We start from the raw sequence: 13,687 nt of genomic DNA on the forward strand, positions 1-13,687 counted from the left end.
TCCCGCGGCCGCCCGGACCTGCCCGGCGAGATCCTGCGCCTCCCACGTCGCGGTCGCCGCACTGATCGAAGGATCCGTGAGCTCGGCCCGCGGCCACAACAACACCTCCCGGTCCGGGGGCAACAGCGCCCGGACCGCACACACCGCCGCCTGATACCGATCATCAGCATCCACACCCTGCCGTAACGCGCCACCCGCACGGGTCTGCGCCTCGGTCAGACTGGTCGCGTAGGTCGACAGCGCGTCCCCGCAGCCCCGGTAGGCACGCGCGAGCCTGGCCAGCTCGCCAGGCAGCTCAGCGAGGGCCTCGGTGAACCGCGGGGCGTAGTCCCCGGCCATCCGCAGATCCCCGCCGGCACCGTTACCCGCGATCGCACGCAACCGGGCGGTGGTGGTCTCCGCGAGCTCGGCCTGGCCATGCAGCCGGGCCGCCAAGGCCCGTACCGCGTCCGGGTCACCCGGGGCCGGATCACCATCCAGCTCCAGCACACCCCAGTCGCCCACCGCCGCCCCCTTTGTCTCCTCTACATCCTTATGGTCCTGTTCGGCCGGCAGTCATGATAGCCAGACCCGGCGGGAGGAGCCGTGAGGGCACCGCGTAGGCCAGTGATCGTCTACAGGGCTGGCAGGTGCGGTCCGGCATCACCTGGCAGATCTGTCTCCGTGCCGGGAGCCGAGTGGTCGTCGAGATGGCCGCTGCCGAGATGATCGTCGCTAAGGTGACCGCTGAGCTGGGCGCCGGGCGGGCCCGGTAGGGGGCTACCCGGGTGGGTGCCGGCCAGCGCGCCAACGTGCGCGGTGCCCGATCCGGCGAGCGGATCGGGCAGACCATGCAGACCATGCGGGTCGGACGGGTCGAGGAGGTTGAGGAGGTTGAGGTGCTCGGCTCCGTCGGCCACACCGTCACCGTCGGCATCGGCGTTGTCCGGCCCGCTGCCGAGTACCCGTTCCAGGGCGTCGGTCAGACCATCGCCGTCGCTGTCCGTGGTGGCCGCATCGCCAGTTGCGCCGTCAAGCCGGCCGGCGTGGGCCGTGTCTGGATCACCCGGGTTCGTCCCCAGCGCCAGTTCGATGGAATCCGCTATCCCGTCACCGTCGGTGTCGGCGGACAACGGGCTGGTGTGTAAGCGCAGGATCTCGTAGGCGTCCGACAGGGCGTCGTCGTCGGAGTCGACGCTGGCGGGGTCGGTCCCGAGCCGCGCTTCGAGCGCATCGGTGAGGCTGTCCGCGTCGGAGTCGGTCCCGCAGCTGATCGCGACGTGCGCGCTGGCTGGCTCGCCGGGGCCGCGGCCCGCGTCGTCGGAGAACTGGAACAACAATGCGCCGGGGGTGCGCAGCGCCTGCTCGACGGGGATTTCCATGCCCGCACCGCGCAGAGTTGAATACTGCGCCCAGGCACCGTCTGGGATGTCGTGGCCTGCCTGGTGGGCAGCCCACTGGGTCAGCTCGGAGCAGTCGAAGGCAGCCGGGTCGGGGTCGTCGAGGCTCACTTCCGCGCCCAAGACGTAGTGGTCACCGGCCTGCCGGAGCGCCGCGTCCAGGAATCGCCGGGTCGCTTCGGATTCTGCTCCGGTTCCGCCGGTCGCACCGGTATGGCCGGTGGTGACATCCGCAACGCGGTCGTCACCGCCGCCTACCTCGGCGCGGCGAACGGCCGGCTGGTGGGCATGCGCGACCTGGTGACGGCGATCAGCCTGGAATACCGCAAACTCGGCCGCCTCTGCCTTCCCGACGAGTTCGGCCCCTACACCGAGGTCCTGCACGCGCGCGAATCACGTGGACAGGACGCCTGATCGGGTGTCCGCAAGACGAGGTAAAGGGATTTCAGGTGTCGATCAGATAGCAGAGGATTCCCGCGGGTACCGCCCAGGCCCCGTTTTCCTCCCGGGTGTCTAGGACATTGCGGGTGACCAGGATGCCGCCGTGGCCAGCTGCGCTGATGGTGGCGCTCGCGCTTCGCCAGGTGCCTCCCTCAACGTACTTGCTCTCCACCGCTGTACCGGCGAGTTGCTCGGCGACGAAGTCGATCTCTTTGCGGGACGAGGTACGCAGGTGGAACAAAAACAGGTCTTCGGCCCATCCGGCCCCGGCCCCGGCCCCGGCTCCGTGGGCGCAGCGCTGCAGGGCCAAGCCGGTCTGCATCTCGGCGAGCACGGTGAGGTCGATGTCGGATCGGGCGGGGTTGCGTAGGTGAGCCAGCCGTGCGACCAGCGGGTCGATCGCGTACAGCTTGTCCTGAGCGCGCTCCCGGGCCGTCCAGGCACGTTCGGCCTTCTGCGGGCAGTGCCAGAGCAGGTAGGCGTCGCCAAGATAACGGATGTGGCGAGCCACCACGTCCTGTTTGAGATCCAGATCGGCGCCGATCCTGCTCATGTTGGCGGGGGCCGCCATTGACCACATGAGTCGTTCCAGCAGGGCTGCGGTGCTGGTCTGGCTGAGCTGGGACGCCGAGAAGGCGTCCCGGAACACGACGTTGAAGACGTCGTCGACGAACCAGGCGGGCACCGGTTCACCGGCACGGGCCGCCGCCACGGCAATCGGGAAGCCGCCGTACATCAGATAGGTCTCCCAGGCGATCACCAGATCGTCCAGCCAGGGCAGCAGCTCGGCGTATGTCCTGCGGGTCGCATCTCCACGCAGGTAAGCGAGGCCGACAGGGGGCGTGTCCGGCAGATGCGGCCGCAGCAGCCGTGCGAAGGTCCGGAACCCCAGCGGCAGCAAGGTGCGGTCGCCATGGTCGATCCGCCCGCGTCGGCCGGCGAGTACGCCCGAGGCTGCGGTCAGCCCGGCCGCGTTCGACCCGGTCAGCACCACGGTGGCCAGCGCGAACTCGGGGTCGTTGTCGCGCAACCACTTGATCTGCGCTGCCCAGTCACCGGTCGTCCCAGTGATCTCGTCGAACAGCCACCACCGTGCTGTGCCGAACGGCACCGGCGGAAGCGCGGTGTTCTGGACGACCGTCCGCAGGTCCTCCGCCGACCAGGCGTCCGCTGCGATCCGCACGACTGCCTGCGGCGGTGTCCCACGCCTGGCCAGATCGACGATGGTCTGCTTCACGGCCACTGTCTTGCCCACCCGGCGAGGTCCCCGCAGCAGGTAGAGACCTCCTTCGACCAGCCCGTCCAGGCATGGTGACCGGTACCCGAGACCGGTGTCGCGCACCGCGCGCAGGTCCGGATCCGTCGCCACCCACTCGGCGGTCCGCCACCATGGATTCGTACGGGCCAGCTCCTGGGCAACCAGACCGATCTTCGTTCCCATGCGCTTAGTCTACATTCCTCCGTGTGGCACCCTGAAGAATCGCACATTCCTCGGGGTATCACACGGAAGTTTCTCGACAGGACAGCGGCGCCCCCCGCCCCGGCGGGCTCAGCCGCGTGGGTTTGTGGGCCTGGCGCGCCCCCGTCAGCGGACGCGGGGAAGAGCGGCACGCACCCGGGCACGAAGGTCGAGCCACGCGTTGGTGAAGCGGTCGGCGTCGATGGTCACGTGGCGCCCCGCCAGCGGCGCGAACACCGCCCGGTAGAAGCCCGCTGCCGCAGCGATATCCGGAACAGCAAGATCGAGTCAGTACGGCGAACCCAGCACAAAATCTTTAGTGATCATAGGGGTTTCCCTCCACATACATCCCTGATGACGCCAGCGGGCACCCACCGCCGACCCTCCTGAGCGCTGCCCTCGGGGTAACGGCCAGGTAGCCGTCAGGGCCGCGGGATAGATCGTTGGTGAGAGGTCCTGGTCTGCCCAGCGGCGCCCCCCGAGCCGATCGTGCTAACATTTTGTCATGACAATAATGATGGGGATCCGGGACGTAACTCGGCATACCTCCAAGGTGATCCATCGAGCCGCAGCCGGGGAAACCGTAATCATTACCGAGCATGACCGGCCGATCGCGATGCTCCTCCCACTGCCCAACACCGGCGATCCGGCAGTTGACGAACTTATCCGTGCGGGCCAACTGACACCGGCGAGCAACCCGGGAGGCATCGCGGCGCTGCTGGCGATCAGACCGGCCGTCGCGACCCATGACAGCGACACCGCCGATGTCGTGTCCAAACTCCGTGAAGATCACATATGATCTACCTGGACAGCTCGGCGATCGTCAAGCTGGCTCGCCAGGAATCCGAGACCGACGCGTTGCGTGCGTGGCTGGCGGCGAATCCGAAACCGCTGACCGCGTCCGCGCTGGCGCGGACCGAAGCCGCCAGAGCACTCATCCGCACGGAACCGGCAGCCCTGCCAGTGCTGCGCGCGGTGCTCACCGTGGTGCACCAGAAGCCGATCACAGAGGCGATCCTGGACGCGGCCGCTACGCTGCCGGGCGCGATGTTGCGCAGCCTCGACGCAATCCACCTCGCCACCGCCGAGAACCTTGCACCCACACTGACCTGGTTCGTAGCCTACGACAAGCGGTTGACCGAAGCTGCCCGCGCACGCTGTCTGCCCGTTGCCTCACCGACCTGACGACAACTGTGTTGGCTTCTCCGTCTTCTGAACCCACCCTAGGTCGGTGGCCGTGGCCCCGTGTTGGCGCCCCACGGCCGGCCGACACGGTGGCGGATGTGTGACAATGTAAGTTGTGCTCGAAGGGCTGGTGGACTGACGAGGACGCCGGCTACATCAGGCGTCGCTCCGAGCGTTACGCTGGCGCAACGGACATCGAGCCTGTCTGGACCATCGAGGTGACCAGGGACCCGCGCTGGATCGTCCGCGGTCATGATCCGAAGAGTGCGCTGGGCGCGATCCGGCTGATCGGCTACTCGCCGAGCGCCGGATTCGTGCTGACGGTAGTCGTCGATTCGGTTGACAACGCCGGCATCACAGCCTGGAAGACCCGTGGTGCGGACCTGCGGGCCTACCTCGAAGGGGCTGAAACGCACAATGACCAGTCATGCGGTGCGAGCGCGACGGGCGGCGATCCGGGCGGAATACGCCGTTGAGGAGACCGAGGCAGCTGAGGCCGAGGCGATTGAGAACCAGCAGGCCGTCGTCTCGGTGCGCGTTCCTGCCACGCTCGCCGAGGCGCTGCGGGCACGTGCGGCGGCTGAGAAGCTCCCGACATCGGCCTATGTGCGCCGAGTCCTGGTCCGCGCGGTCGGGGAACCCGGGGAACCCGTCATGACCGAGTCCCGGGTGGAGGAGATCGTCCGCCGGGTCCTCCGAGAGTCGGCCTGAGCGCACCCGTCAGCGGGGGGCGTCCGCCATCAGGCCGTTGAGGTAGAGCGACTCCGAGCACGTCGTGGGCGGGGGGGCGTTTGGCGGAGTGCCGACCTTGCGGCAGATTACTGTCATGGTCACCCGGCCTTTGGCGGGTACCCGGATCGGTGTGACCGAGTGGTAGTCCTGGTCGCGGAAGTTCTCCAGCGCGTACGGGACCACCAACATGTTGTTGACCCTCACGGTCAGCGTGCCCTCGTCACCCTGGGGATTGGCGGCGAGGTAATCGGTGAGCAGGAAGATCTTGCCGTCGGGTACGACGAAGCTCTCCTCGGCTGGGACGCCGATCTTGGTTCGGAGCGGGGAGGATAGCGGGAGGGATACGGAGAACTGGTCTGCGGCATCGGTGAGCTGTGCGTTGCTGGGCCCCTTCGTGACGGTGCCGGGCGATGGCTCGGATGCCGGCTTCGGTGCCTGTGGCGGTGGTGCACCGTCCTGCGGCTGTTGCCGGTCCACCGCAGCCTGTGTCGCCCGGTTTGCGGCCTCCTGGACCTTGCCATCAGCCGCTTCCCGGGCGGCCGAGCGCACTGTCGGCCGGAGCAGACCGAACCACAACGCGATCAGGGCCAACAGCAGCGCCAATAGCAGCGCCAACAGCTTGAGCAGCCACGCGGACAGGACCGGCTGCTGGATGAACGTACCGCTGAGAGTGACGACGGCATCGCCCTCGCCCCTGACCTGGCTCTGGAACGGCATGCGCCGGGGCTCGCCGCGCCACAGCAGCCGCTTGGCCCGCGCCACGACGACCCCGTCGAACAGCCCGCCCGGATCCACGACCGCCGTAGCCGGCCGGAGCGTGAGCTTGAGCTGCTCAGCGCTGTCGCTGGCGCTGAAGTCGAGGTCCTCGGTCCGGTTGCCGAGGTTCTCCGTCTCAAGGCGGTACCGGGCCCGGCTGCGACCGGAGTGCACCTGAGGCCGCAGATCCGCCGAGAGCTGTGAGAACGGCAGGAGGGTGAGGGTGCCTTCCTCCACGGATGTGTCGGGGTATTCCGATGGGATCACACGGATCCCGAACGGCATGTCGCCGGCTGGGACCTGTGACGAGCGCGGGGGCCGGAAGGTGATCGTTACCGTCTCCGCCGTACCCGGGTACAGCGACAGCGTTGGCGGATCGATGCTTACCCACTCCACCGGTACACCGACGATGTCGAACCGGTACGCCTCGACGATGTCGACCGTGTTGCGGACGGTGATCGGGACCTGTGCCTCGCCACCGGGCATGACGGCGACCGAGAGGCGAGCCAGACTGGCCGATGCGCTCATGGAGGTCAACGGTAGACACCCGCAGCCCCACCGCCACCCGCCGTGCGGGAACCGTCGCGGGCGGATTTATTGCCCGATTGGCCCCTTTTACGTGCACGCGAAGCGTGTGCGGACGGACTATAGACCCGCGTACGCCCGATCCGGCGCACGCCGCCAGACAGTCGGCCCCGACCTGCGGATCTCGACGCGTCAGCGACATACGGAACAGGTGTCCTTGACGGCACTGCTGATGGGAGGCCTACAGATGGACCGTGTGCCGGTCTGCGTCCACACCGAAGACGCGATCTCACGGCTGGGCATGGTGAGTCAGATCCGCACCCGCCCGGAACTGCTCGTACTCGAACCTGGGGAGGAGCACAACGCCGCCGTTGTACTGGTCGTCACGGACAGCCTCGACGAGGAGGCCGCTCGCGCGCTGCGTTGGCTGCACCGGATGGTCTCGGCGAAGCTCGTGCTCGTCCCGGCGAAGATCGATGAAGCTGATCTGTCCACGGTGGTCGAGTGCGGGGTTGTCGGCGTTGTCCGCCGCGGCGAGGCGACCCCTGAGCGGGTTGTCGATGCGATCTCCTCGGCGGTACGGGGAGAGGGCGCGATGCCCGCCGACCTGCTGGGCCGGTTACTGGACCAGATGGGTCGGCTGCAGCGCCAGGTGCTCAATCCGCGGGGCCTGACGTTACTCGGTCTGACCGCTCGCGAGATCGAAGTGTTGCGTCTGGTGGCGGACGGCTTCGAGAACCGTGAGATCGCCGACAAGCTGTCGTATTCCGAGCGCACGGTCAAGAACGTGCTGCACGACGTCACCACCCGGCTGCAACTACGCAACCGTACGCATGCGGTAGCGTACGCGCTGCGCCACGGCCTGCTCTGACAGCGCTCCGGCCGGGTTGCCCGAATGGACAACCCGGCATGCCCGGGGCTGTGCCCGTCCGGCCGCTGATGCTCCGGCCGGGCACGCCCACAATGAACGGGCCCGCACGTGGCCCGCTAGTCGTCGTTTCGGCACAGACGCCGACATCGTGCCGCACAGTCGTCCCCAATCCCGCCGCATGCCTGTCGAGGTCCGGTTGCGACGCAAGACTCGAATGCCCACCATGGCGGCCGCAGCGACGTCGGTCGTGCTCATCGTCTCCGGCTTGGCCGCGTCCGCGGCCCCATCGCATGACCCGCTGGAGGGTCCGCCGGTGCCGCACACGGCGCCCGTCGCCGAGGAACGCATCGCCTACGCCGGCACCAAGCACCGCAGCATCGGCAGGGTTGACGGTCAGGGCGCGGGAGCCGTCTCCGTGTCGTTCTTCCCGGTCGGCCCGGACCACTACGACGATCAGGCATCCGCCCGGGGCGACACGGTGACCTGGGTGAGCCGGCGTGACACGGCCACCGGCGAGGTGTACCTGCGCCGCGGCGACGGACCGGTGACTCGGCTCACGACCAACACCTCCGCCGAGGAGCACCCGGCCGTCTCCCCGGACGGCACCCTGGTCGCGTTTGCCGCCGCTGCCGGCCGCAACGGCACAGGCCATGACATCTTCGTGATCGGCGTGGACGGCACGGGGTTACGTCGAGTTACCGACAGTACCGGTGACAACACCTGGCCCACCTGGTCACCTGACGGCGCGGCCCTCGCGTTCGAAGGCCGCCGGGGCGGCGACACGCCGCAGGTGTACCGGATACCGGCCGCTGGCGGCGACATCACCCAGGTGACCAACCAGCCCACGGGTGCTGGCCAACCGGCGTGGGACCCGAACCCGGAGCATGACCGCCTCGCGTACACCTGCGATCCGGGTCACGACACCGAGCAGAAGATCCACCTGTTGACGGCGACCGGAACCGGGGACCGCCTGCTGTTGCCTGCGAACTGGCAGAGCCGCGAGCCGAGTTGGTCACCCGATGGCGGAACGCTAGCGTTCATGAGCCGCACCCCGCCGCCTGCGACCGGACAGGGCCACGAACCGAGTTGGTCGCCCAGCGGCGGACCACCCGGAGGCGGACCACCCAGCGGCGGACCACCCGGAGGCGGACCGCTGGGCGGCATCGATCTCGTCTACACCGCCGCGCCCCGCGACAGCCCCTGCGACTGCCAGGCGGAGCTCCGTCTCGCCGAGGACCGTCAGGTCAACCTGCCGACCTGGTACACGCCAACCGGCAGCCATACGCCGTCGCTGCTGGTGACCCGGGACAGCGCCCCCGACTGGCACACCGTGACGCTGCAGGACATCCGCCCCGACGGCACCGACCCACGCGATCTGCGCCTGCCGATCCTGCGCGAGGATCCCAAGGCGGAACAGGACGCACGGTTCCTCTTCCAGCCGACCGACGGCGACCCGTGGACCGAGCGCCAGGTGTACTCGCCGGACGGGCGCCAGATCGCGGTCACCCGGTTCGAGACGGTCGCCGGCCGCCGGGTCGTACGCGTCTGGCTGGTCAACGCCGACGGCACCGCCCCGCGGCTGCTGCCGCTGGCCGACCGCGGACCCGGAGATATGGAGATCGATCCGGCGTGGTCACCGGACGGCAGCCGCATCGCTCTGGTGCGCACCACGTCCGGCGCCCGGGCACGGATCATCGTGGCCGATGTGGCCACCGGTGACCTGCTGCTCCAGCTGCCGACACCGTCGGAATTCGCCGGGCTGGACGACACGCAGCCCGCCTGGTCACCCGATGGCGCCCTGCTGGCGTTCACCCGTGGCCGCTATACCGATGCCGCCAGCCGCACACACATCTGGACCGCGAACGCCGCCGATGGCCTCGACCAGCGCGACCTGACCAGCACGGTGTGCGGTACCGACTGCAACGTCGTCGACGACAGTGCCGCCTTCGCCCCGGACGGGGAGCGGCTCGCGTTCAACCGGGTCACCGACGGGCTGGTCCTGACCAATGTGGACGGTACGAACTGCCGGCTTCTCATGCCCGCGTCGGGCGCGTCCTGCGCGGCGCCGGTCCCTGCCCAGCCGGCCGGGCCGTTCCAGCCCCGTGACGTGTCCTGGGCGCCGGATGGGCAGCGGCTCGTCTTCACCGCCCGCCGGGGGCGCGACGGCAACGCACCGGAGGCGTTGGATGTCTACGACGTCCGCACCGGCCATATCGAAGCGCTCACCCAGGACCTGCCTGGGCGGCAGAAGGAGCCGGCCTGGCAGCGGTCGGTCGACGTGTCCACGGCGCTGCTGACCCCACCGGCCGCCACGACGGTCGGCGGCCGGACGGCGTTCACGCTGTCGGTCACCGACCGCGGGCCCAGCCCCATGCCGGGGACCCGGCTCGACCTCACGGTGCCGTCCGGGCTGCAGGTCACCGGCCTGGTAACGGAGCAGGGCACCTGCACGCTCACGCCGACCAGCTGTGATCTGGAGGCCATCGGCGTCGGGCGGACGGTGACGGTGCGTGTCGAGCTGACCGGTGTGGCCACCGGTACGTTCCCGGTCAGCTGGTCGGTCGGCGGTGGGGTGGCCGACGCCAATCCGGCCGACAACCGCGCCGGCATGCAGATCGAGGTGATCGCCGCGGCACCGTCGGTGCCGGCCGACCCGTCGCTGACCGTGTCGGTCACGCCCACCCCGGCCTACGTCGGTGGAACCGCAACCGTGACCTACACGGTCCGCAACGCCGGTGGCCAGCCCGCGACCGGCCTGCGGCTGCGCCCGCAACTGCCGGCCGGTATCCCGGTGGCCGCCCCGGCGCCGGGCTGCGCCGCGGACACCGGGTGCCCGGTCCCTGACCTGGCACCTGGCGGTGCGGCGAGCGTGACGATCGGACTGGCGCCGGACGCGGCCCTGTCCACGGCTGTGGCTGGCACGGTCACCACCACCGGTACCAACGCCGACCAGGCCAACGACACCGCCACGGCCCCGCTACGGGTCCTGCAGCCGCGTATCGTCGCCGTGCCGGCGATCGGTCCGCCCGGTTTCGTCACGTCAATACGCGGTACCGACTTCCCTCCCGGCGTATCGGTGAAGCTGGTCTGGGACGTCGGCATCACGGCGGCCGCGACGCCGACCGTACCCGGCCCGGACGGAAGGTTCATCGCGCAGCTTCTGGTCCTGCGCAAGGACCGCCTCGGGCCCCGGCTGGCGGTCGCGTCCGGCGCCGGCTTCTCCCCGGTGACCACGCCATACCGGGTGGTCCTGCCGGCGCAGCAGCCCCCGGGCCACGTCGACCGGCGGTGGTGACGCGATGATCCATGAGATAGACGAGGCCCTGCGCGGGCTCGTCAGCGACGAAGTGCTGGCCGGCAGTGGGGTGGAGGTGACCTTCGACGCGCCCACCAGGGAGTGGGCCGCCCGGCGCAACGCCCCGACGGTCAACCTGTTCCTGTACGACATCTGCGAGGACATGGCCCGGCGGCGGCAGGGCAGCATCACCGAGTACGACGAACAGGGCGTCACGGTGGCGCGGCATGACCCGCCGCGTTTCTACACTCTGTCGTACATAGTGACCGCGTGGACCAGCCGGACCCAGGATGAGCACCGGCTCCTGTCCGTCCTGCTCGCCAGCCTGATCCAGCAGGATGCCCTGCCGGCGGAGCGGCTGGCCGGCTCGCTCGCGGCGCTCGGCCTGACCATTCCCATGACTATCGCCGTGCCCGTACCGGACCGGGCGCTCGCCGACGTGTGGAGTGCGCTCGGCGGCGAACTCAAACCCTCCCTGGATCTCGTCGTGGTCGCGCCGCTGTCAGCGAAGCGGGTGCTGGCCGACCCGGTGGTCGTTGACGGCATGCGGCTGCAGATCGCCGACTCCGACGGCGGCCGCGAGGAGACCAGCGCGCTGCGTTACACCGACCCGGTCGCCGGAGGGAACATCACGGATGGCCAGGGCTCGGACACCCGCGACCCGGACAGCCGCGACCCGGACTCCCGGGGGCCGCTGGCGACCGTCGGCACGCGCCGCACCCGGGGCACACCCCAGGACCGCCGCGACACTCATGACCCGGGCTTCCCGATCTCTGGCCGGCGGCGGTGACGGGCGCCGGTGTGCGCGCCGGCCCACACACGGCGCCCGACGCCGCGCCGGACCCGCTGCCCGACGCCGGGCAGAGCAGCCGGGCGTATCTGCTCGCCCGGCTCGGCCTGGTCGAACAGCGGGTCCGGCGGGCCGTGGCCGCCCGCCGCCAGACCGATCCCGACCCCGACGACACCTTCCGGGGCCTGTATGTATCGGACGAGACCGCGCGGCGGCTGCTGGACGGCCCTGCGCCGGCACCGTTCCCCGACGATGTCGACGCCGACCAGCTCGCCGGCATCGAGGCGCTCGCTGACCGTGCCGGGCAGGACGGTGCCGAGCCGCGACTGCGCCGGCTCGCCCGCGACTTCGGCCTTGCCCCGCTTGACGTCGAACTGCTCCTGGTCGCTCTGCTTCCGGACCTCGACGCGCGGTTCGAGCGGCTGTACGGCTACCTCAACGACGATGTGACCCGGCGGCGGCCGACGACCGGCCTGGCGCTGGCACTGTGCGGGCTGTCCCCCGCCACAGCCGGGCCGCGGGGCCGGTTCGCCCCATCCGCGCCGTTGCTGGCCGGTGGGCTGATGCGGGTCGAGGAGGAAGAGCGGCCGTGGCTGTCCCGAACGCTGCGGGTACCCGACCGGGTCACCAGCCACCTTCTCGGCGACGACACCGGGGATGCGCGGCTTGCCGTGCTGCTGCGGCAGGACTCGGCCGTCCCGGGGTGGCGGCCCGCCTCCGCTGCCCGGATCGCGACCGCCCTCCGTGCTGGTGTGCGACTGGCGTACCTGCGCGAGCGGCCCGGCGGCGCCGCCGACGCACTGGCCGCGGCTGCGCTCGCTGCGCTCGGCAGGTGCGTGCTGCGACTGGACCTGGACGCTGTGGCCGCCGATCCGGCACCCGACGACGTGCTGGTCACGGCGGCACGCGAGGCTCGGCTGCGGGGCGGCGGCATCGTCACCGGCCCGGTGGACGCGCTCGACCCGGTGGGCACGCCCGGCCACCGCAGACTGCTGCGCCGGCTGACCGCGCTGCCCGTGCCCGTCCTGCTCACCGGCCGGGTCGACTGGGATCCGTACTGGGGCGAGCGCTCCCCGCTCCTGGTCACCGCCGAGCCGATGGACGCGGCAGACCGGGCCCGGCTGTGGCGGGCCGAGTTCGGTGACCGTCCCGCCGTCCTGGCCGGCGGCCTCGATCCCGCCCGCGAGCTGGCCCCGTACCTGTTGACCCCGGAGCAGGTGCGGCGGGCCGCCGAAGCAGCCCACCAGCAGGCGCTGATGGATGCCACCACCGGGGGCGGCGGTGACGGCGCGGTTCCGGTCGGCGCGGCACACCTGCGCGCCGGGGTCCGCTCGCAGAACGCGGCCGGGCTGGAGAAGCTCGCCCGCCGCGTCGAACCGGCGGTCGGCTGGGCCGACCTGGTTCTGCCGAAGCTGGTCGTCGCCCAGCTGGACGAGCTGGCCAGCCGGGTCCGCCACCGGGACCGGGTGCTCGGCGGGTGGCGGATGCGCCCGGGTGGCGGTCGCGGCCATGGCGTGACGGCGCTGTTCGCCGGTGACTCGGGTACCGGCAAGACGATGTCGGCCGAGGTTGTCGCCGCTGACCTGGGCCTTGACCTGTATGTGGTGGATCTGTCCACGGTGGTCGACAAGTACGTGGGGCAGACCGAGAAGAACCTGGAACGCATCTTCACCGAAGCGGATGGTGTCAACGGAGTCCTGCTGTTCGACGAAGCCGACGCGATCTTCGGCAAGCGCTCCGAGGTCAGGGACGCTCATGACCGGTACGCCAACATGGAGAGCGCTTACCTGCTGCAGCGGATGGAGTCCTTCGACGGGATCGCGATCCTCACCACGAACCTGCGCGCGAACCTGGACGACGCCTTCACCCGGCGGCTCGACGTCATCGTCGACTTCCTGATGCCCGACGAGGCACAGCGGCACGCCCTGTGGGACCACTGTCTGGGCCCCACGCTGCCCCGTGGCGGCGACCTCGACCTGGACTTCTGTGCCCGCAGCTTCGAGCTGGCCGGCGGCAGCATCCGGGCCTGCGTGGTGACCGCCGCGTACCTGGCCGCCGAGTCCGGGCGGGCGGTCACGACCGACCACCTGGTGGCCGCCGTGCAACGCGAGTACCGCAAGCTCGGCCGGCTGGTGCTGGACAGCGAGTTCGGCGCGTATGCGCGCCCGCTCGCCTGATGCCTGTGTCCTTTCCTGGCAACGCTGGGGAGTGGAACGGTCCCGCTCTCGTAGACAGCGCCCAACGTCAGGTCCAC

General features: G+C 70.2%; 12 protein-coding genes and 1 pseudogene. 9 read left to right on the top strand and 4 right to left on the bottom strand.

What is annotated here, in order from left to right; all coding sequences use genetic code 11:
• Both MJ797_RS18170 and MJ797_RS18175 read right to left on the bottom strand, forming a co-directional pair.
• A pseudogene (locus MJ797_RS18170) lies at nucleotides 1–504 on the bottom strand (type IV secretion protein Rhs); the annotation flags it as partial.
• Nucleotides 505–614: 110 nt separating this feature from the next.
• The gene (locus MJ797_RS18175) at nucleotides 615–1,502 is read right to left on the bottom strand and encodes a hypothetical protein (RefSeq protein WP_239336607.1); all 888 of its coding nucleotides are present in this window, start codon (nucleotides 1,500–1,502) and stop codon (nucleotides 615–617) included.
• Between the two features lie 6 nt (nucleotides 1,503–1,508).
• Between MJ797_RS18175 and MJ797_RS18180 the strand changes: the two genes are divergently transcribed.
• Nucleotides 1,509–1,793, top strand: coding sequence for a hypothetical protein (locus tag MJ797_RS18180; protein ID WP_239336610.1), 285 nt, complete (start codon nucleotides 1,509–1,511; stop codon nucleotides 1,791–1,793).
• 31 nt (nucleotides 1,794–1,824) lie between these two features.
• Here the strand turns inward: MJ797_RS18180 and MJ797_RS18185 are convergent, their stop codons facing one another.
• Complete coding sequence (locus MJ797_RS18185; protein ID WP_239336613.1) at nucleotides 1,825–3,261, bottom strand: ATP-binding protein; 1,437 nt, start codon at nucleotides 3,259–3,261, stop codon at nucleotides 1,825–1,827.
• Nucleotides 3,262–3,784: 523 nt separating this feature from the next.
• Between MJ797_RS18185 and MJ797_RS18190 the strand changes: the two genes are divergently transcribed.
• The 4 genes from MJ797_RS18190 (at nucleotide 3,785) to MJ797_RS18205 (ending at nucleotide 5,175) form a co-directional block, all read left to right on the top strand.
• On the top strand, nucleotides 3,785–4,078 hold the full coding sequence (locus MJ797_RS18190) for a type II toxin-antitoxin system Phd/YefM family antitoxin (RefSeq protein ID WP_239336616.1): 294 nt from the start codon (nucleotides 3,785–3,787) through the stop codon (nucleotides 4,076–4,078).
• Complete coding sequence (locus tag MJ797_RS18195) at nucleotides 4,075–4,464, top strand: type II toxin-antitoxin system VapC family toxin (RefSeq protein ID WP_239336619.1); 390 nt, start codon at nucleotides 4,075–4,077, stop codon at nucleotides 4,462–4,464. Before MJ797_RS18190 ends, MJ797_RS18195 begins: the two co-directional genes overlap by 4 nt.
• 218 nt (nucleotides 4,465–4,682) lie before the next feature.
• On the top strand, nucleotides 4,683–4,940 hold the full coding sequence (locus MJ797_RS18200; protein ID WP_239336622.1) for a hypothetical protein: 258 nt from the start codon (nucleotides 4,683–4,685) through the stop codon (nucleotides 4,938–4,940).
• On the top strand, nucleotides 4,897–5,175 hold the full coding sequence (locus tag MJ797_RS18205; protein WP_239336625.1) for a hypothetical protein: 279 nt from the start codon (nucleotides 4,897–4,899) through the stop codon (nucleotides 5,173–5,175). The genes MJ797_RS18200 and MJ797_RS18205 overlap by 44 nt, the downstream gene beginning before the upstream one ends.
• A gap of 9 nt (nucleotides 5,176–5,184) precedes the next feature.
• On the opposite strand, the gene MJ797_RS18210 is transcribed toward MJ797_RS18205, so the two are convergent.
• Nucleotides 5,185–6,480 carry a hypothetical protein gene (locus MJ797_RS18210; RefSeq protein WP_239336627.1) on the bottom strand — a complete coding sequence of 432 codons (1,296 nt, stop codon included), beginning with the start codon at nucleotides 6,478–6,480 and terminating at the stop codon, nucleotides 5,185–5,187.
• A 244-nt stretch (nucleotides 6,481–6,724) separates the two neighbouring features.
• On the opposite strand from MJ797_RS18210, the gene MJ797_RS18215 reads away from it, so the two are divergent.
• The 4 genes from MJ797_RS18215 to MJ797_RS18230 all read left to right on the top strand — a co-directional run bounded on the left by MJ797_RS18215 (nucleotide 6,725) and on the right by MJ797_RS18230 (nucleotide 13,610).
• Complete coding sequence (locus MJ797_RS18215) at nucleotides 6,725–7,348, top strand: response regulator transcription factor (protein WP_239336629.1); 624 nt, start codon at nucleotides 6,725–6,727, stop codon at nucleotides 7,346–7,348.
• Between the two features lie 178 nt (nucleotides 7,349–7,526).
• Nucleotides 7,527–10,643, top strand: coding sequence for a hypothetical protein (locus MJ797_RS18220; protein ID WP_239336631.1), 3,117 nt, complete (start codon nucleotides 7,527–7,529; stop codon nucleotides 10,641–10,643).
• Nucleotides 10,644–10,647: 4 nt separating this feature from the next.
• A complete protein-coding gene (locus tag MJ797_RS18225) occupies nucleotides 10,648–11,433 on the top strand; it encodes a DUF4255 domain-containing protein (protein ID WP_239336633.1) in 786 nt (261 codons plus the stop codon).
• 11 nt (nucleotides 11,434–11,444) lie between these two features.
• On the top strand, nucleotides 11,445–13,610 hold the full coding sequence (locus tag MJ797_RS18230) for an ATP-binding protein (protein WP_239336634.1): 2,166 nt from the start codon (nucleotides 11,445–11,447) through the stop codon (nucleotides 13,608–13,610).
• Nucleotides 13,611–13,687: the final 77 nt, after the last annotated feature.

It is taken from the genome of Protofrankia sp. CiP3 (genome assembly GCF_917627345.1).
GTDB lineage: Bacteria > Actinomycetota > Actinomycetes > Frankiales > Frankiaceae > Protofrankia.

Bases quoted from the DNA above. Each gene is read 5' to 3' on its own strand.
- MJ797_RS18185 (WP_239336613.1), bottom strand. From the start codon at position 3,261: ATGGGAACGAAGATCGGTCTGGTTGCCCAGGAGCTGGCCCGTACGAAT.
- MJ797_RS18190 (WP_239336616.1), top strand. From the start codon at position 3,785: ATGACAATAATGATGGGGATCCGGGACGTAACTCGGCATACCTCCAAG.
- MJ797_RS18195 (WP_239336619.1), top strand. From the start codon at position 4,075: ATGATCTACCTGGACAGCTCGGCGATCGTCAAGCTGGCTCGCCAGGAA.
- MJ797_RS18210 (WP_239336627.1), bottom strand. From the start codon at position 6,480: ATGAGCGCATCGGCCAGTCTGGCTCGCCTCTCGGTCGCCGTCATGCCC.
- MJ797_RS18215 (WP_239336629.1), top strand. From the start codon at position 6,725: ATGGACCGTGTGCCGGTCTGCGTCCACACCGAAGACGCGATCTCACGG.
- MJ797_RS18220 (WP_239336631.1), top strand. From the start codon at position 7,527: ATGCCTGTCGAGGTCCGGTTGCGACGCAAGACTCGAATGCCCACCATG.
- MJ797_RS18225 (WP_239336633.1), top strand. From the start codon at position 10,648: ATGATCCATGAGATAGACGAGGCCCTGCGCGGGCTCGTCAGCGACGAA.